Annotated in this window: 19 protein-coding genes; 10 read left to right on the top strand and 9 right to left on the bottom strand. The window is 35.2% G+C overall.

The features are described 5' to 3' along the window. The first annotated feature begins 5 nt into the window (after nt 1-5). Both J3U27_RS06135 and J3U27_RS06130 read left to right on the top strand, forming a co-directional pair. The gene (locus J3U27_RS06135; RefSeq protein ID WP_267377070.1) at nt 6-860 is read left to right on the top strand and encodes a tagatose bisphosphate family class II aldolase; all 855 of its coding nucleotides are present in this window, start codon (nt 6-8) and stop codon (nt 858-860) included. A 1-nt stretch (nt 861) separates the two neighbouring features. Beyond that, nucleotides 862-1,524: an HAD-IA family hydrolase gene (locus tag J3U27_RS06130; protein WP_267377069.1), complete on the top strand. Its 663-nt coding sequence runs from the start codon at nt 862-864 to the stop codon at nt 1,522-1,524. Nucleotides 1,525-1,643: 119 nt separating this feature from the next. Here J3U27_RS06130 and J3U27_RS06125 read toward each other — a convergent pair whose 3' ends face one another. The 4 genes from J3U27_RS06125 to J3U27_RS06110 all read right to left on the bottom strand — a co-directional run bounded on the left by J3U27_RS06125 (nt 1,644) and on the right by J3U27_RS06110 (nt 4,757). Continuing rightward, nucleotides 1,644-1,820 carry a hypothetical protein gene (locus J3U27_RS06125; protein ID WP_176713967.1) on the bottom strand — a complete coding sequence of 59 codons (177 nt, stop codon included), beginning with the start codon at nt 1,818-1,820 and terminating at the stop codon, nt 1,644-1,646. A gap of 78 nt (nt 1,821-1,898) precedes the next feature. After that, nucleotides 1,899-3,068 carry an ABC transporter permease gene (locus J3U27_RS06120; protein WP_218060058.1) on the bottom strand — a complete coding sequence of 390 codons (1,170 nt, stop codon included), beginning with the start codon at nt 3,066-3,068 and terminating at the stop codon, nt 1,899-1,901. After that, nucleotides 3,065-4,201 (bottom strand): HlyD family secretion protein, encoded by a 1,137-nt coding sequence (locus J3U27_RS06115; protein ID WP_267330559.1) that lies wholly within the window; start codon nt 4,199-4,201, stop codon nt 3,065-3,067. The genes J3U27_RS06120 and J3U27_RS06115 overlap by 4 nt, the downstream gene beginning before the upstream one ends. Nucleotides 4,202-4,259: 58 nt before the next feature. Continuing rightward, entirely contained in the window at nt 4,260-4,757 is a 498-nt protein-coding gene (locus J3U27_RS06110) for a MarR family winged helix-turn-helix transcriptional regulator (protein ID WP_267377067.1), read from the bottom strand. A gap of 278 nt (nt 4,758-5,035) precedes the next feature. Between J3U27_RS06110 and nirB the strand changes: the two genes are divergently transcribed. The 4 genes from nirB to cysG all read left to right on the top strand — a co-directional run bounded on the left by nirB (nt 5,036) and on the right by cysG (nt 10,169). Continuing rightward, nucleotides 5,036-7,558, top strand: a complete 2,523-nt coding sequence (nirB, locus tag J3U27_RS06105; protein WP_065734959.1) for a nitrite reductase large subunit NirB — start codon at nt 5,036-5,038, stop codon at nt 7,556-7,558. A 3-nt stretch (nt 7,559-7,561) separates the two neighbouring features. Continuing rightward, nucleotides 7,562-7,894 (top strand): nitrite reductase small subunit NirD, encoded by a 333-nt coding sequence (gene nirD / locus J3U27_RS06100; protein ID WP_065562923.1) that lies wholly within the window; start codon nt 7,562-7,564, stop codon nt 7,892-7,894. A gap of 22 nt (nt 7,895-7,916) precedes the next feature. Continuing rightward, nucleotides 7,917-8,684, top strand: coding sequence for a nitrite transporter NirC (nirC, locus tag J3U27_RS06095; protein WP_065562922.1), 768 nt, complete (start codon nt 7,917-7,919; stop codon nt 8,682-8,684). Nucleotides 8,685-8,795: 111 nt separating this feature from the next. Then, nucleotides 8,796-10,169: a siroheme synthase CysG gene (cysG, locus tag J3U27_RS06090; RefSeq protein ID WP_065562921.1), complete on the top strand. Its 1,374-nt coding sequence runs from the start codon at nt 8,796-8,798 to the stop codon at nt 10,167-10,169. 37 nt (nt 10,170-10,206) lie between these two features. Here cysG and narL read toward each other — a convergent pair whose 3' ends face one another. Both narL and narX read right to left on the bottom strand, forming a co-directional pair. Continuing rightward, nucleotides 10,207-10,860: a two-component system response regulator NarL gene (narL, locus tag J3U27_RS06085; RefSeq protein ID WP_220225295.1), complete on the bottom strand. Its 654-nt coding sequence runs from the start codon at nt 10,858-10,860 to the stop codon at nt 10,207-10,209. Nucleotides 10,861-10,863: 3 nt separating this feature from the next. Beyond that, nucleotides 10,864-12,672 carry a nitrate/nitrite two-component system sensor histidine kinase NarX gene (gene narX / locus J3U27_RS06080; RefSeq protein ID WP_267377066.1) on the bottom strand — a complete coding sequence of 603 codons (1,809 nt, stop codon included), beginning with the start codon at nt 12,670-12,672 and terminating at the stop codon, nt 10,864-10,866. Between the two features lie 232 nt (nt 12,673-12,904). Between narX and rplU the strand changes: the two genes are divergently transcribed. The 4 genes from rplU (at nt 12,905) to cgtA (ending at nt 15,703) form a co-directional block, all read left to right on the top strand. Beyond that, entirely contained in the window at nt 12,905-13,213 is a 309-nt protein-coding gene (rplU, locus tag J3U27_RS06075; protein ID WP_065562918.1) for a 50S ribosomal protein L21, read from the top strand. A gap of 15 nt (nt 13,214-13,228) precedes the next feature. After that, the gene (gene rpmA / locus J3U27_RS06070) at nt 13,229-13,489 is read left to right on the top strand and encodes a 50S ribosomal protein L27 (protein WP_034883716.1); all 261 of its coding nucleotides are present in this window, start codon (nt 13,229-13,231) and stop codon (nt 13,487-13,489) included. An 86-nt stretch (nt 13,490-13,575) separates the two neighbouring features. Further along, nucleotides 13,576-14,556 (top strand): DMT family transporter, encoded by a 981-nt coding sequence (locus J3U27_RS06065; protein WP_065562917.1) that lies wholly within the window; start codon nt 13,576-13,578, stop codon nt 14,554-14,556. After that, nucleotides 14,540-15,703 carry an Obg family GTPase CgtA gene (gene cgtA / locus J3U27_RS06060; protein ID WP_220225292.1) on the top strand — a complete coding sequence of 388 codons (1,164 nt, stop codon included), beginning with the start codon at nt 14,540-14,542 and terminating at the stop codon, nt 15,701-15,703. The genes J3U27_RS06065 and cgtA overlap by 17 nt, the downstream gene beginning before the upstream one ends. Before the next feature lie 333 nt (nt 15,704-16,036). On the opposite strand, the gene J3U27_RS06055 is transcribed toward cgtA, so the two are convergent. The 3 genes from J3U27_RS06055 to nth are packed head-to-tail and all read right to left on the bottom strand — an operon-like array spanning nt 16,037 to nt 17,604. Beyond that, nucleotides 16,037-16,396 carry a hypothetical protein gene (locus J3U27_RS06055; protein WP_267377065.1) on the bottom strand — a complete coding sequence of 120 codons (360 nt, stop codon included), beginning with the start codon at nt 16,394-16,396 and terminating at the stop codon, nt 16,037-16,039. Nucleotides 16,397-16,428: 32 nt separating this feature from the next. Next, entirely contained in the window at nt 16,429-16,959 is a 531-nt protein-coding gene (gene smrB / locus J3U27_RS06050; RefSeq protein ID WP_267357694.1) for an endonuclease SmrB, read from the bottom strand. Nucleotides 16,960-16,965: 6 nt separating this feature from the next. Further along, nucleotides 16,966-17,604 (bottom strand): endonuclease III, encoded by a 639-nt coding sequence (nth, locus tag J3U27_RS06045; RefSeq protein ID WP_065562913.1) that lies wholly within the window; start codon nt 17,602-17,604, stop codon nt 16,966-16,968. Nucleotides 17,605-17,710 lie beyond the last annotated feature (106 nt).

Here is a 17,710-nt window from a genome sequence, read left to right as displayed (position 1 = left end):
TTATTATGTATCTTATTTCAAGTCAAGAGATGTTAAAAAAAGCGCAACGTGAAAATTATGCTGTTCCGGCATTTAATATTCACAACCTTGAAACAATTCAAGTTGTGGTTGATACCGCAAAACAGTTGCAGTCTCCGGTTATATTAGCCGCGACCCCCGGCACTTATCGTTATGCCGGCACAGAGTATTTAATCAACATTTGTAAAACAGCGGCCCAAATTAAACATTTCCCGTTTGCTTTGCATCTTGATCACCATGAAGATGTCGATGATATTCAAGCCAAAATTGCCGGCGGTATTCGCTCGGTTATGATCGATGCTTCACATCATCCCTTTGAAGAAAATATTGACATTGTGCGTAAAATGGTCGAATTTAGTCATAAATTTAATGCCAGTGTTGAAGCTGAATTAGGGCGTCTGGGTGGACAAGAAGACGACCTTGTTGTGGATGATAAAGACAGCGCCTTTACTGATCCGGATGCGGCAAGGGAATATGTCGAGCGAACAGGCATGGATTCTTTAGCGGTGGCAATTGGATCGGCTCATGGTATGTATAAAGGTGAGCCTAAATTGGATTTTGATCGATTAGCCAAAATACGCGATAAAGTTGCGATTCCTCTGGTGTTGCATGGCGCTTCGGGAATACCTGAAGCAATGGTGAAAAAATCGATTTCATTAGGTATCTGTAAAGTGAATGTGGCAACTGAATTAAAAATTGCTTTTTCAGATGCGTTGAAACAATACTTTCAAGCTCAACCGGATGCTAACGATCCAAGGCACTACATGCAACCGGCTAAACTGGCAATGGCGAAAATTGTGGAAGATAAAATTCGTATTTGTGGAAGTGCAGGTAAACTATAATATGAAAGCTAAAGGTATTTTGTTTGATTTAGATGGTACTTTGGTTAACTCTCTACCAGCAGTTGAGCGCTGCTGGTTGAAATTTGCTCAGCGGCATCATTTAGATGCCACTAAGGTATTAACAACCATTCATGGGCGTAAAGCTATCGATAATATTAAGCTGTTTTTACCTGATCAGCCCACTAGTTTGATTGAGCAAGAATATCATTGGATGGAGCAATTAGAGTCAAATGATGTACAAGGGATTGATGAAATACCGGGCGCAAGCGATTTTCTGCAGCTATTATCATCAATGAATATCCCTTGGGGGATTGTCACTTCCGGCACTAAAATTGTGGCTGAAGCAAGATTTAGTTTGCTACAGGTTGCTAAACCGCCGGTATTTATCACCGGCGAAATGGTGGCTAACACCAAACCAGCCCCAGACGGCTATTTGCAAGGCGCAAAACTGTTAGATTTAGCAGCCAGTTCGTGTATTGTTTTTGAAGATTCCGCTGCGGGCATTGAGTCAGCAAATAAGGCTAATTGTCAGGTGATTGGTGTCAATATGTCTAATTTGATTAATCATCATGCCCAGCTAACTATCGATAACTTTAATGATCTGATTGTTGAAAAAATCACAGGTAGCGATCAATTCATTATTAATAAAAAAACGTTTTGCTAATAGGATAACACCCGGCAACCTGCTTTTGCTCCACACAAGCGCAATCTATTTAACCGTCTTTAGATTGAAAGCATACAAAATTTAGCATAAATTTATGCATACTTTCAATCAGATAAAGGTTATTGCGTTGCCTTACTCATCGCTTGTTTAAAGGTTGAAAAAGTACAAAAGCCCTGCATGTTAATTGGGAAATTCCCCATTTCTAACGTCACTTTAGGTGGTGGGTTTCGCCGGTTTAATTTGGTTAAATGACGAATTTGAACGGTGGATTGATAAAAATATTCAATTTTCATCATCACTGGTCGCTTGGAATAATAGTAAAGAAGAAAGTTATTGAACCGCGGAAGCGTTTCAATAACTTATGTATGAATAAATTAATTAATTTGCGTTTGATTGTCTGGTTTTTTCAAGCGATTAACAAACATCATCACGATAAAAGCAATAACGGTTAAATAAATAATGAATATTCCATATGTTGATAACATATCGACAAATGAACGTCCTCGTATACCTATATCGCGGAAAAAGCGGAAGAGCCAAACTAATGGAAATGCGTGGCTGACATAAAATGCCCAGATTGGCATAATGCCTACCGCCATGGTTGAGCCACCCATAATGAATCCCGGTGGAACAAGGAAAATCATTCTGCTAGCACCTTCACCTGGATGATTGGTATTCCAAGATAATAAGAAGCCTAACCAACCAAAAGCGAGTCCAGTCATAAATACACTAGGTACAAAAATAAAGTAATTACCATCAAAACGTAATTGTCCAAATAAAACCAGTATTGCAGTAATTAAAGTTAAAGCAGTGGTATAAAATAGGGCATAAGGCACGGTTCTCGCTAATAGTGGTACAAAACCACGTTCTATTACGGTATTCCACATCCCCATTGTTTTTAATCGGCCAATTATCATTAATGATGTTAATCCATACGTTAATGACGAGAAGAAGTAAACGAAATAGATTATAGTGGATATTGTTGATGAACTAGACGGATTAAACATGGTCCTAGTTTTTAATTGCATTGGTGATAAGGTTGCTTCAGTTGCTTCTCTTCCAAGTCCTAATGCTGCAACTTTACCAACGCTTAATTCAGCACCCGATTCAGGAATGATTTCATTAAGACTTTGCATTACCTTGGCATTTTGTGCATCATTTGAATCATCAGCAAAATAACCTAATTTAACGGTTTGATCCCCTTTTTTTAGAGACTTTTCAAGTCCTTTAGGAATATATAACACACCTAAATTACGGTCGTGTGATACTAATGTAATTGGATTTATTGGTGAGCGAATTACTTCTGTTATTTCAATAAATGGTGAAGTATTTACTTTACTGATTAATTCAGTTGAGTAATTGGAACCATCAAGATCAATAACAGCAATTTTTCCTTCAAAAACTGAACCATGGCTTAGCACAATTGAAAAAACAAGTGATACGATAGCAGCTAAACCTAAGCACACTTTATAATAAGGAATGAAGTGGCCTGATAACATAGCATCAAGCTCTTCAAGCATAGATTTAATGATGTTTTGCATCATTGATCAACCTCAATTGTCATACCAGTTAATAAATGCGGTATAGGTTCTATATAAATTCTGACTTGATAAGATGTTAAATCTGCCTGTCCTCGTTCCCGAGTCATTCGTAAATCAGCAAATGAAGGCGCCGCTGTTGCAAAACGGACAGTACCTTTTACTGTTTTGTCCAGGGCAATCACATTAGCTTTTACTTTAGTTTCAGGTTGATAATCATTAACCATTTTTTCGTTAACATAGATGTCAACATATTTACGGTCTGTTTCTAACAATACTGCTGGTGCGCCAGCAGGCACCATTTCACCATCTTCAAACATTAGTTTTAGTACTTTTCCATCTTCTGGTGCAACTAATGTAAGGCGGCTATAATTTACTTTTAGTTGTTTTAAATCAGCTTCGGCTTGTGCGAGTTGAGCACGGATTTGAGCAAGTTGATTTTGGCGATTTTGCAGTTTTTGTCTAGCAATAGTAATCGACTGCAATGTCATTCCCGTTGCATTTCTAGTTTGTTCAAACTGGGTGATTTGCTCAGGTGATGCACCAATCATCAATGTTGATAATTGACTTTCAATCTGTACAACTTGCATTTTTGAATTAATGTAGGCATTGCGTGCAGCATCAAGTTGTGATTGTGAAGTACCTCCAGTTTTTCTTAATTGAGTATGACGTTGAAATTCAGTATTAGCTAAGTCTCGAGAAGATATTGCAGCCTCTAAGTTTGCTTTAACTTCTTCTATTTTCCGCCATGTTGATAATTCATTGAGGTTAGTTTCATTTTCAGTGATTTCGATTGCTGCTTGTTCTTGATTAACTGCGGCTGTTTGACTATCAACTAGCGCTTGTAAGCGATCTATTGATAGCTGCGTATCAGTATCTTCAAGTTGCATTAATGGATCGCCTTTTTTTACAAATTGTGATTCTTGGACAAACCGTTTAATGACTTTGCCACCTACATTTTGAAATGCAACATTGATTTCATCAGCAGTTAATACGCCTGATTTGATACTTTTAGCAACAGTTACTGCATCGTTCCTTGAACCAAGACAAATCAATGTTGATCCAATTAGAAGTAGCAATAAAAATATAGCAGGAATTTTAATGTTTTTTGGTAAATCTAAGTTTAGTTTATTTTTCATTTATTTAGTCAGCTAAGTATATTGTTAAAATATCATGATTTTTAGTGATTAAAAGCAATTATTTACGTAATAATTTACGTAACATTGCAATTAAAGATTCCTGCTCTTGTGCATTTAAAACCTGAGCAAAAGCACGAATCGATTTTAAGTGATTAGGTAGCGCTTTTTGTATAAGATTTACACCAGTTGTGGTGAGCCTGATTAGTCGAGAACGACCATCTTCCCCACTTTTCGTCATCGATATTAAAGGATCTTGCGTAGCTAACATCCGTTTAACCATTACTGAGACAGTTGCAGGAGTGACGCCAACTTTCAATGCTAGCTCGCTAGCGCAGGTTTCACCTTCACTATACAATGACATTAGCAATGCAAATTTTCCTTCAGAAACATCATAATCTTTTGCAAGTTGTGCATAAATATTAGAACGAATTAAATCGGCAGTAGTAATTAAACTTAGGACCAGATCAACGCCTGAAACCTCGATAATTTCATCATTAAAACTTTGTGCTTTTGCTAAAGTTTCGCGCGAAGGAAGTATTCTTGAGTTGTAATTCAATTGCTTTACCTAATTTATTTAGTCGGCTAATTATACTGGTTTGTCCTAAATTGGCAATTGTTTTTTTACTTTAGTTTGAGAGGTTGATCTCATTAATTTGTTAATTTTCATTGATATTTAGTTAGTCAAGAATGATAACTTATTGTTTTAAAGCTTATTATTTAATCTACTACTAAAGTGGTAATCCTTGAGGGTAATTATATTCTATTTAAAGTTCCTTAAAATATCGTATAGATAAAAATTAAATAATTGAATTAAAAATAAATTTGGAGCTTTTTATGAGTAAAACCAATCTCGTTATTATAGGCAATGGGATGGTTGGACATCGTTTTGTCGAAGAAATTATCGAAAAAATGCAGTCTGATAATTTTAAAATTACCATCTTTTGCCAAGAACCAAGAGTAGCTTACGATCGTGTTCATCTTTCTTCCTATTTTTCAGGCCATACTGCAGAAGCACTGTCTTTAGTTCGGGAAGGCTTGTACCAAGAAAATGATATTAATATTTTACTTAATGAACGGGTTATTTTGATTAATCGCCAACGTAAAGAGGTGCATTCACAAACTGGGCGTATTGTTTCTTATGATAAGTTGATTATTGCAACGGGCTCTTATCCATGGGTTCCTCCAATTAAAGGTGCTGAAGGGGCGAATTGTTTTGTTTATCGTACCATTGAAGATCTCGATGCGATTCGTGATTGTGCTAGTAATTGTAAAATAGGTGCAGTTGTCGGTGGAGGTTTACTTGGACTTGAAGCTGCTGGTGCATTGAAAAACTTAGGTGTTGAAACTCATGTTGTCGAATTTGCTCCAGTCTTAATGTCAGAGCAACTTGATGCAATGGGTGGTGATCAACTGCGTAGAAAAATCGAAGAGATGGGAGTTGGAGTTCATACAAGCAAAAATACTCAAGAAATTATTCATACCCCATCAGGTAAAGTTATGCAATTTTCTGATGGTTCATCACTTGAAATTGATTTTATTGTTTTTTCAACTGGCATCCGTCCCAATGACCAATTAGCTAAAGCGTGTGAATTAGATATTGGACCTAGAGGAGGTATCGTTATTAACGATTATTGCCAAACTTCAGATCCGGATATTTATGCCATAGGTGAATGCGCCTGTTGGCAAGGTAAAGTTTACGGTTTAGTTGCACCTGGTTACAAAATGGCACAAGTTGCCTTAGCACATTTAATCGGTGAAAGCGCTAAATTTGAAGGTGCCGATATGAGTGCTAAACTCAAATTAATGGGAGTCGACGTTGGTAGTATTGGTGATGCAAAGGCTAAAACAATAGCTAGCAGAAGCTATGTTTATTTAGATGAAAGTGTACCAGTTTATAAAAAGTTAGTGGTATCTAATGATAATAAAAAACTATTAGGTGCTGTTTTAGTTGGTGATACATCTGATTATAGTAACTTGCTGCAGCTGATGCTTAATGATATGGATTTACCTGAACATCCTGATTCTCTAATTTTACCATCACATGCAGGTGCTAAGCCTGCATTAGGCGCTGACGCATTACCTGATAGTGCACAAATATGTTCTTGTTTTGATGTGACAAAGGCAAAAATTGTTCAAGCTATTCATGCTGGTTGTCATACTGTTGCTGCAATTAAAGCTGAAACTAAAGCGGGTAGTGGATGTGGTGGTTGTATACCACTAGTAACGCAAATCCTTAATTTGGAATTAGCGAAACAAGGTATTGAAGTAAGCCATGCACTTTGTGAACATTTTAAATATTCTCGGCAAGAGCTTTTTCACTTAATTCGTGTTGAAGGATTAACTTCCTTTGATGAAGTGATAAAAAAACATGGTACCGGCTATGGCTGTGAAGTTTGTAAACCAACAGTTGGCTCTATATTAGCCTCATGTTGGAATAATTATATTCTTAAACCAGATCTTGTACCGTTACAAGATAGTAATGATATCTTTTTAGGTAATATTCAAAAAAATGGTACTTATTCAATTATTCCTCGTAGTGCTGGTGGTGAAATTACCCCGGAAGGATTGATTGCGATTGGTCAGATTGCTAAGAAATACAATCTCTATTCAAAAATTACTGGTTCACAACGTATAGCGTTGTTTGGTGCGCAAAAAGATGATCTTCCTGCTATCTGGAAAGAACTGATTGATGCTGGTTTTGAGAGTGGTCACGCTTACGCTAAGGCATTACGTATGGCAAAAACTTGCGTAGGTAGCACTTGGTGTCGTTTTGGGGTAGGAGATAGTGTTAGTTTAGGTGTCGAATTAGAAAACCGCTATAAAGGTATTCGAGCGCCTCATAAATTCAAACTTGGTGTTTCAGGTTGTACCCGTGAATGTGCCGAAGCTCAGGGTAAGGATATTGGCGTTATTGCAACTGAAAAAGGTTGGAATCTTTATGTTTGTGGTAATGGTGGTATGAAACCTCGTCATGCCGATCTTTTAGCTGCTGATTTAGATCGAGAAACCCTTATTCGCTACTTAGACCGTTTCCTTATGTTCTATATTCGTACAGCGGATAAATTACAACGGACTTCTGTCTGGTTTGAAAACCTTGAGGGGGGGATCGAATATTTGCGTAGTGTCATTATTGATGACAAATTAGGTATCAATGACGAACTTGAAAAAGAGATGGCTCGCATTCGTAAGCTTTTTGTTTGTGAATGGAAAGAAACTGTTAATAATCCAGAAGCACAAATCCGGTTTGCTCATTTTATTAATAGTCCTAAACGAGACGATAATGTTCAGTTTGTTCCTGAGCGACAACAACATCGTCCCGCCACCCTTGAAGAACGTCAAGTTATGTCAGGAGAGTAGATTATGAGTCAATGGGTAACTATCTGTAAAATTGAAGATATTTTTCCTGAAACAGGAGTTTGTGCTTTAGTTGGTAAAGAGCATGTCGCTGTTTTTCGTCCTTTTCATTCTGACGAGCTTTATGCGATTAGTAATATTGATCCTTTTGCTAATGCTAGTGTGCTTTCTAGGGGGATTATTTGTGAGCATGAAAATGAATTATGGGTTGCTAGTCCTCTGAAAAAACAACGCTTTCGTTTAAAAGATGGTTATTGTTTTGAAGATGCAAGTTATTCCATCGCACACTATGAGGTCAAAATTGATAATGATGGATTTGTTAAAGTTAAATTTAACTAATAAATAAAAATAGGAATAATAAATGTATACAGAAACAATTAATAAATGTGCTGTTAATGCAGCACGTATTGTTAAATTAGCTAAAACCAATCCTATAGGGTTTTGGCTAAGTTCTGCTATGGCTGGTGCTTATGTTGGTCTGGGTATCATATTAATTTTTACGCTGGGTAATTTGCTTGATGCATCAGTTAGACCTTTAGTTATGGGAGCAACATTTGGAATTGCATTAACTTTAGTTGTTATAGCAGGCTCGGAGTTATTTACTGGGCATACCATGTTTTTAACATTTGGTGTTCAAGCTAAAAAGATTACACACTTTCAAATGTGGTGGGTATTACCACAAACGTGGCTAGGCAATTTACTGGGATCTATTTTTGTTGCTGCTTTATTTTATTGGGCGGCAAGCCCATTATTGGCAACAGATACTTCCCTTATACATACTGCGGCATTAGCAAAAACATCCACTCCCGCAATGGCTCTATTTTTTCGTGGAATTTTATGTAATTGGTTAGTTTGTTTAGCTATTTGGATGGCAAATCGAGTTGAAGGTTCAGCCAAATTTATTGCTATATGGTGGTGTTTATTGGCATTTATTGCTTGTGGGTATGAGCATAGTGTTGCTAATATGACGTTATTTTCTCTTTCTTGGTTTGGAAATCATACTGATGCCTATACTTTAGGTGGTATTGGGCATAACTTGTTATGGGTTTCGTTGGGTAATTTAGTATCTGGAGCACTCTTTATGGGCTTAGGATATTGGTTTTCAACACCTAAAGCAGATCGACCTTAATCATTATTGAATAAGGTTGTAATTGTTTAGCTTACTGTTTTTAAGAATTATTGGATTATTAACAGTAAATTTTTTAGATCAATAAGATATTAATGGTTGTTTTTAAAGTCTATGGATTATTTACCTTTATTTTGTAAATTAGAAAACCGTGATTGCTTATTAGTTGGTGGTGGGGAAATAGCCGAGCGTAAAGCTCGGTTATTGCTTGAAGCTGGCGCAAATTTAACTGTCAATGCTCTTGAATTTACTCAGCAATTTGTCTGTTGGCAAGAACAAAAACAATTGGTTTTAATACAAGGTGAATTTGATACACAACTACTCGATAATAAATGGTTAGTTATTGCCGCAACAGATTGTCAACAAACCAATCAGCAAGTCAGTATAGAATCAGAAAAGCGACGTATTTTTTGTAATATCGTTGATTCACCTAAAGGTGCTAGTTTTATTATGCCTTCTATTATTGATCGCTCTCCAATAATGGTTGCGATATCTTCAGAAGGTCATGCTCCTGTATTGGCACGGTTATTACGTGAAAAACTAGAAGCGATTTTACCGCAAAATATTGGCAAACTAGCGAAATATGCTGGTTATTTGCGTAATAAAGTAAAAGCAACTTATCAAAGCATGACTGAACGAAGAAGATTCTGGGAAAAGCTATTTACACATGATAGGTTAGCTCAAGCTATAGCTAATAATGATTCAGAAAAAGTTGAAATGTTAACTAATGAATTATTTGAAGAGCCCGTTGATTATCGAGGTGAAGTGGTTTTAGTTGGTGCCGGTCCGGGTGACCCAGGGTTGTTGACATTAAAAGCTCTTCAACAAATTCAACAAGCCGATATTATTGTTTACGATCGATTAGTATCCGATGAAATAATGAATTTAGCTCGACGAGATGCTCAGCGAATTTTTGTCGGTAAGCGGCCTGGTTTTCATTGTGTGCCACAAGAACAAATTAACCAAATATTACTTGAGCAAGCCCAAAAAGGGTTGCGAGTAGTAAGACTTAAAGGTGGTGACCCCTTCATTTTTGGTCGAGGCGGAGAAGAGCTTGAAACACTATTTGATGCTAATATTCCTTTTTCGTTAGTACCAGGAATTACAGCTGCTTCAGGATGCTCAGCTTATAGTGGAATACCATTAACTCATCGTGATTATGCTCATAGTGTTCGTTTAATTACGGGTCATTTGAAAGATGGCACTCATTTGGATTGGCAAAGTTTAGCTGCTGAAAAACAGACTCTCGTTTTTTATATGGGGTTATCACAAGCAGAAAATATTAAAACACAATTAATTAAACATGGTATGGATAGTAATATACCTGTGGCTATAGTAGAAGAAGGTACAAAAGCCAATCAGAAAGTTGTAGAGGGATTATTATGTGATCTTACTCAACTTGCATTACATGCTTGTAGTCCTAGTTTAATTATTATTGGACGTGTAGTTGCATTACGCAAAAAGTTAAATTGGTTTTCTAAACTTTAATGTTAGATAAAGTGAAGAATGGCATAATTAGTACTAGCTATTCTTTACTTTGTAAATACCATACAGTCATTTCCATTCTTGATTTAAAATTTAATTTTTTAAATATACTTTTTATATGGACTTTTACTGTGTTTTCGACAATATCTAACTCTTTCGCTATTAATTTATTTGATAATCCTTGAACTAATAAATTAAATATTTCTCGTTCTCTTGGTGTGAGTAAATTAATATTATGGGACTGATTTGTAGTCGTGCCTCCACCATGACGCATATAATCAAGAATAATAGGTGAAATTGCTTCATCCATGGTGATTTTGCCTTCAGAAATATCTATTAATGCTTTCAGAAGGTTTTCCGGTTCCATATCTTTTAATAAATAGCCATCAGCACCGGTTTTGATAGCAGTAATGATATCTTCTTTTGCATCTGATACAGTAAATATAATGATTCGTGCAGAAATATTTTTTTCTCGTAAATAACGCAAGATTTCTAATCCATTGACATCATTCATATTGATATCTAATAAAATAATGTCCGGATCAAGTGTTTCTGCAAGCATAACCCCTTCTAAGCCAGAGCCTGTTTCACCGATAACCTCAAAATTATTGATTGTTTTTATAAGTTGCTTAACCCCATTTCTTAACATGGGATGATCATCAATAAGTAATATTGAACTTTTAACTTGTTCCATTTGTTATTCTTCTATCATTTTAAATGGGATCATTGTAGTTGCTTTAAACGTTATTACAATCTCAGTGCCTAGATTAGGCTTACTATTAATGGTTAAATTGCCATTTAATATTTCAACTCTATCACGCATAATTATTAATCCATAATGATTATCTTGATTAGCATTATTTTGTAAACCAATACCATTATCTTTTATGCTGACACTAATAATCTGATTATCATCAATAGTTAAACTTATTTTAACTTGTGTTGCATTAGCATGTTTATAAATATTATTTAAAGATTCGCGTACACATTGCAATAGATGGAATGCATATTTGCTCTTAATGACATTGAGAGGTAGTTGATATTCAGCTTGTATTTTAAATTTCAATTTTTGATTAAATTCTTCGATCAATTCCATTAAGCTGGCATAAAAACCGGTTTGATTAAGTCGTAAACGAAAAGAAGTTATTAATTCTCTTAATTGAGAATAAGTAATATTAACTTCTGTACGCATAATAGCTAGCAAATCACTACTTGTTTGTGAGGTTAAATCTGGTTGCATTTGTAAGCAACTAAGATGAATTTTTAAACAAGAAAGAGATTGTGCTATAGAGTCATGTAACTCTCTGGCCATTGCTGAGCGCTCTTTCATTAATAGATATTGTTTTTGTTGTTCTATTTGCCTATCAAGCATTAGTGCTGTCGTCATTTGCTCGACTAAGGCTGTAATTAAATTTTCTTGTTCTGCACTTAGATGCATTGTTGATGGTTGTAGAGCAAATAAAATACCAAATTTTTCACCTTTTTCTTGAAGATACCAATAACGTTGAAATCCATTTTCTTGATAAGATTTTGATGGAATAAGGCAAGCGTTACATTCTGAATTTTGGCAATAAGGTAGTCTTTGTTGGTTGGCATAGCTGATTTGTTGATAATGTTCTATATTATCCGACTCATAAAAACGAATTTGAAACTGTGTTAATGGCACTAATTCCTCAAGCTGGCGGAGTATAATTAAAAAGCGTTCACATAATGGATCTGATGTGTGCAGTTGTTTTATAGCTTGATACTGAAACGACAATATTTTATTGATTTGTTGTAATTCGGCAGTTTTTTCTGTGACACGTTCTTCTAATAATTGGTACTGCAATTCAATTTGTTCTGCCATTTCATTGAAGGCTTGCCCCAATAAATCAAATTCGTTCTTTTTACTTTTCTTACTGTTAAATCGTTGGCTAAAGTTATGTTGCGAAATAGATTCAGCCATATTAATTAATTTGCGCCAAGGCGCAAGAAGATAACGACGTAAATAGTAAATTTGCGCAAGAAGAAATAGAACAATAAGAATGATAAAAACAAATTGCAATTGTGATATATAATGGATTTGATTTTCTGTTTTTTGATCAATTTGATGGACTAATTTATCGGTCTGAGTTACAAACTTATCAATTTCATTTTTTATTTCATCTATACTGTTTGCTTGTTTAATTTTGGGGACAATATCAGTTATCCATTGAGACTGTAATTGGTTAAGCTCATCAATTAAATGGTAACGTTCAAATAATTTTAATTGCTCAGAAGACGGAATATCATTAAAAATATTAAGTCGATCATAGTCCTTTTTTTCAATCGGGATCATGGCTAAAAATTGATAGCTTTTCATCCTAATTAAACCCAATTGGTTTATCATATAAGCACTGCCTTTAGTATCATTAGCTACTTGTATTGATAAAAACAAAGCTAATAACGCCATGGCACCTAAAGAAAACATTAAAAGTGTTAAACGATTTAAAATAGATGCACTGTAGCGAAATTTTCTTTTTAGCATATCGATACTCAATATTTTTGTGTTAAATATTGTTTAAATAAATAATAATTTAGCTCTATTGTATCGTGAAAACCGTTGATCAAAGATCTTTTTTATGACTTTTTGCGATCTTTTATTAAACAGCGCTTGCAACAAGCATAAATTTTGCGTAAAATTCACGCCCTATAAGATTAATCAATGCAGACATATATGTTAAATCAGGAATCGTCTGCTTTTTATTGCGGAGTTAAGTATGTACGCAGTTTTCCAAAGTGGTGGTAAACAACACCGAGTTAGCGAAGGACAAGTCGTTCGCTTGGAAAAAATTGAAGTCGAAACAGGTGCAGAAGTTGTTTTCGATAAAGTTTTAATGGTAGCAAATGGTGAAGACATCAAAGTTGGTGCTCCGTTTGTTGAAGGTGCAACAGTTAAAGCAGAGATTGTTGAGCACGGTCGTGGCGAGAAAGTGAAAATTGTTAAATTCCGTCGTCGTAAACACTATCGTAAACAACAAGGTCACCGTCAGTGGTTCACTGATGTGAAGATCACTGCAATCGCTTAATAGGAGTATCGAACAATGGCACATAAGAAGGCTGGTGGTTCATCACGTAATGGTCGTGATTCCCAGAGTAAACGTTTAGGTGTTAAACGTTATGGTTCTCAAGAAGTTCTTGCTGGTAATATTTTAGTTCGTCAACGTGGAACTCAATTCCACCCAGGTACTAATGTAGGTTGTGGTCGTGATCATACCCTATTCGCGTTAGTTGATGGACAAGTTAAGTTTGAAGTTAAAGGACCTAAAAACCGCCGTTATGTTAGTGTAGTTGCTAACAGCTAATAAACCAGCGGTTCATAAGTTATAGAAGCCTCACAGTTATTGTGGGGCTTTTTTCATTTCTTGAAATTTATATAAATTAATTCATTATGATAAAACAGCAAAATGTTAAATTAGGTTTTGCGCTAGCCATGTTGACGTCAGTGATGTGGGGACTCGTGCCAATTGCTATGAAATATGCATTAGTTGTTATTGATCCATTAACGTTAGCTTGGTCACGCTTAAGTATATCAGCAGTAGGTATAACGCTTTGGTTGGCTTATAAAAAACAATTTCCTAATTTGATGATGTTTAAAAAACGACGCCGTTTTATTCTATTAATGATTGCCGGATTTGGTTTATTAGGTAATTTTGCGCTTTTTGCTACAGCTGTTCAGTATTTATCTGCAACTACAGCTCAAGTTGTTGGGCAAACTGGCATTGTCATATTTATGATTTCTAGTGCTTTTATTTTCAAAGAGAAATTAAGACCAACACAAATTATTGGTATTACTATATTGTTAATTGGTTTAGCGCTATTTTTTAATGAAAATCTAGCAGATCTCTTTGCCAATATGTCTTCATATGGTATAGGTGTGTGGCTGGCCTTATTAGCCTCTATATCATGGGCATGTTATGCATTAGCGCAAAAAGTATTATTAAGAAAATTAAGAGCAGAGCAGCTACTTTGGTTGATTTATCTTATATGTAGTATCTTTTTATGGCCTCTAGCATCGCCGACTAAAATTGCTAATGCTGATTTTAGTCAATTGTTTGCAATTATTTTTTGTGGTTTAAATACCATTATTGCTTATGGTGCTTTAGTTATGGCAATGGAGCGTTGGCAAGCTGCGCAAGTAAGTGCTATAACAACACTGACACCACTTTTTGCACTGATTTTCTCAGATTTATTTGCTTTACTATGGCCAGAAAAGTTTGTAATGCAATATTTAAATATTATAGGTTATATTGGCGCGGTATCTGTTGTAGCAGGTGCAATGTTTGCAACAGTTGGACATCATTTATGGCAACCTAGAAAGGGCTGGCTGATTAACCGAAAAAAGAGGACAAATAATGAAATTTGTAGATGAAGCTTCAATTCGAGTGGAAGCTGGTGACGGTGGCAATGGTTGTGTTGGTTTCCGTCGTGAAAAATATATACCTAAAGGTGGTCCTGATGGTGGCGATGGTGGAGATGGTGGCGATGTATTTTTTATTGCCGATGAAAATCTAAACACACTCGTGGATTTTCAATTTGAAAAGAACTATCGCGCTGAACGTGGTCAAAATGGACAAGGTTCTGATTGTACCGGCAAGCGAGGTAAAGATATTACCGTTAAAGTACCTGTTGGGACTCGTATCACTGACAAATATACTGGTGAAATTATTGGTGATCTAACTCATCATCAACAAAAAGTCCTTGTGGCTAAAGGTGGTTTTCATGGGCTTGGTAACGCACGTTTTAAATCATCAGTGAATCGCGCACCAAGACAAAAGACTGATGGTACGCCGGGTGAAAAACGTGATGTGCTACTAGAACTTTTACTATTAGCTGATGTTGGTATGTTAGGTTTGCCTAATGCAGGTAAATCAACGTTTATTCGTTCAGTTTCAGCAGCAAAACCGAAAGTCGCTGATTATCCATTTACAACTTTAGTACCTAGTTTAGGGGTAGTTAGAATGGATAATGAGCAGAGTTTTGTTGTTGCTGATATTCCAGGGTTGATTGAAGGAGCATCGGATGGCGCAGGACTTGGTATTCGTTTTTTAAAACACTTAGAACGCTGTAGGATTTTAGTTCATCTAATTGATATTGCACCAATTGATGAATCAGATCCAATTGAAAATGCTAAAGTTATTATTCAAGAACTTCACCAATATAGTGAAAAATTAGCCAATAAACCTCGCTTGTTAGTTTTCAATAAAATGGATGTATTGGGTGAAGAAGAAAGTGCCAAATGTGCAGCAGAAATTGCAAAAGCACTCGACTGGAATGATAAATATTATGTGATTTCAGCAGTTAATCATGAAGGGGTAAAAGCTTTATGTTGGGATCTAATGGACTACATGAATGCGCATCCTCGTGAAACAGAAGAAGCAGAAACGGCAGCAGAAAAAGTTGAATTTATGTGGGATGATTATCACCAACAAGCGATGGATGAGGCTTTTGATGACGATGATTTTGATGATTGGGATGACAGTGACGAAGAAGGGGTTGAATTTATCTATCAAAAATAGTAATAACCTAAAATAAGTTAAACTTATCACTTCAAATTATCAACTAAAAAATCACCATTACAAAAATACAGGGTGACATAGCCCTGTATTCCTCTCTATTATTCTAAAGCTAACACAATGATTTCATATTAAAAAAAATTGGTGGTTTACATTTTTCTTTTATTTTTTGAAAAAAGTCAAAAAAACGCTTGCTTTTAATAATGAGAATTATTATCATTAAGGTGTACTTGATTAGAGCGTCGCAAGACTTCTGAAAAAGTATGACATTGCTCACATTGCTTCCAATGTTTGCCAGCCTAGCGCAACTATGCTGGCTTTTTTATTTTAAAGTGATTAAAAATACGATGTTTTGATAACTAATTGATCATCAATGACCATTTTCCATTGACCGTCCTCAAAATAAGGAGGCTTACTTACTTTGAATAAAGAATTTAAACCTAAAACCCCTACTTTAAAATCATCACCAATAAATTCTTGTATCGGCCCTTCAACGCTTTTAGTTACCCCATCTTTTTTATAATTGTAACTAACTTTGGCGTCTTTAGTGATAGTTATCACCATATATTCACCTTGCCATTTGCCAATATAGTTACTTTTTTCTGAAGGAATTGCATCAAGTCCGCCACATGCAGTTATAAAGATAGCAAGTATTAGAAATAAATAAACATGTTTTATTTTTTTTAATAATTTCATTTTTTATTCCTTATATATTTAAAATTTATTTTTTAGTTATTGATGGTATCAAATAAAATAAGTAATGCTGCACTGCCGCCAAATTCTTTCGGTGCTTGATGAAAACAAATGATATTAGGATGCTGGGCTAACCACATTGGGGTTTGTTTTTTTAATATGTTTTTACCGTGCCCATACATGATGCAAGCGCAATTGGCATTTTCTTTTAAACAAACGGCGATTAATGCTGCTATTTCTTTTTTCGCTTCTTGCAGAGTTAATCCATGTAAATCTAAAAAGAATTCAGGTGCATAAAATCCACGTCGTAATTTTTTCAATTCATTAGGATCTGAGTTTTCACGACTATAACGAATCGGATCTTCTTGTAATAGAGGTTGGTAATCATCAGAAAAGTAAAATTCATTATTTACTTTTTCATGTTGAATTTTTTGATTTTCTATTAGCTTTTGAGATCGTTTTTGAGGTTTATGAATCACAGTATCTTGTTTGAGCTGTTTGGTTTTACCAATACTATTTTTAAACAAGTCTATGTCTTCATGATCTAATATAAATTTATTCGGCATTGATTCTTACTCTGGATAAACTTTTTCTTTAAATTCACACAAATCTTCAATAACACAAGATCCACAACGAGGTTTTCTAGCAATACACGTATATCTACCATGTAATATTAACCAATGGTGACAATTTATTTTGTACTCCTTTGGTACCACTTTCAGTAACTTCTCTTCAACTGCTTCAACGGTTTTACCTGGAGCAAAACCAGTTCGATTACTTACCCTAAATATATGTGTATCGACCGCAATAGTTGGCCAGCCGAAAGCTGTATTTAACACAACGTTGGCTGTTTTTCTACCCACACCAGGTAGAGCAATTAATGAATCAAAGTTTTCGGGGACTTGTCCTTGATATTTATCAACCAAAATCTGACAAGTTTTAATAATGTTTTCAGCTTTACTATTATATAAACCTATTGTGCGAATATAATCTTTTAATTTATCGACGCCTAACGCTAAAATTTGCTCTGCAGTGTTTGCAATCGCAAATAACGGTTTTGTAGCTTTATTAACACTAACATCTGTAGCTTGGGCTGAAAGCACAACGGCAATAAGTAGCTCGAACGGTGTTTGATACACCAATTCGGTTGTAGGATCTTTAATATGATCTTTTAGTCTTTCTAAAATTTGTATTCGTGTTGATTGTTTCACAATATATTATAAACATAAGATGGTTAATTAATATTATATACTTTTATTTTAGATTTAACCGTAGGATCTATTGAGTTTTTATAAAAGTTAAGACTATTAAAAATCT

It is taken from the genome of Gilliamella sp. B2911 (assembly GCF_026536965.1).
In the GTDB taxonomy this organism is placed as follows: domain Bacteria; phylum Pseudomonadota; class Gammaproteobacteria; order Enterobacterales; family Orbaceae; genus Gilliamella; species Gilliamella apicola_E.
Note: the sequence above shows the minus strand (reverse complement) of the source record. Positions and strands in the feature narration are given on the sequence as shown.

Coding starts and splice junctions, on each gene's coding strand:
- rplU (WP_065562918.1), top strand. CDS start 12,905: ATGTACGCAGTTTTCCAAAGTGGTGGTAAACAACACCGAGTTAGCGAA.
- J3U27_RS06135 (WP_267377070.1), top strand. CDS start 6: ATGTATCTTATTTCAAGTCAAGAGATGTTAAAAAAAGCGCAACGTGAA.
- nirC (WP_065562922.1), top strand. CDS start 7,917: ATGTATACAGAAACAATTAATAAATGTGCTGTTAATGCAGCACGTATT.
- rpmA (WP_034883716.1), top strand. CDS start 13,229: ATGGCACATAAGAAGGCTGGTGGTTCATCACGTAATGGTCGTGATTCC.
- narX (WP_267377066.1), bottom strand. CDS start 12,672: ATGCTAAAAAGAAAATTTCGCTACAGTGCATCTATTTTAAATCGTTTA.
- J3U27_RS06115 (WP_267330559.1), bottom strand. CDS start 4,201: ATGAAAAATAAACTAAACTTAGATTTACCAAAAAACATTAAAATTCCT.
- cysG (WP_065562921.1), top strand. CDS start 8,796: ATGGATTATTTACCTTTATTTTGTAAATTAGAAAACCGTGATTGCTTA.
- nirD (WP_065562923.1), top strand. CDS start 7,562: ATGAGTCAATGGGTAACTATCTGTAAAATTGAAGATATTTTTCCTGAA.
- J3U27_RS06055 (WP_267377065.1), bottom strand. CDS start 16,396: ATGAAATTATTAAAAAAAATAAAACATGTTTATTTATTTCTAATACTT.
- smrB (WP_267357694.1), bottom strand. CDS start 16,959: ATGCCGAATAAATTTATATTAGATCATGAAGACATAGACTTGTTTAAA.
- narL (WP_220225295.1), bottom strand. CDS start 10,860: ATGGAACAAGTTAAAAGTTCAATATTACTTATTGATGATCATCCCATG.
- J3U27_RS06065 (WP_065562917.1), top strand. CDS start 13,576: ATGATAAAACAGCAAAATGTTAAATTAGGTTTTGCGCTAGCCATGTTG.
- nirB (WP_065734959.1), top strand. CDS start 5,036: ATGAGTAAAACCAATCTCGTTATTATAGGCAATGGGATGGTTGGACAT.
- J3U27_RS06130 (WP_267377069.1), top strand. CDS start 862: ATGAAAGCTAAAGGTATTTTGTTTGATTTAGATGGTACTTTGGTTAAC.
- J3U27_RS06125 (WP_176713967.1), bottom strand. CDS start 1,820: ATGATGAAAATTGAATATTTTTATCAATCCACCGTTCAAATTCGTCAT.
- J3U27_RS06120 (WP_218060058.1), bottom strand. CDS start 3,068: ATGATGCAAAACATCATTAAATCTATGCTTGAAGAGCTTGATGCTATG.
- cgtA (WP_220225292.1), top strand. CDS start 14,540: ATGAAATTTGTAGATGAAGCTTCAATTCGAGTGGAAGCTGGTGACGGT.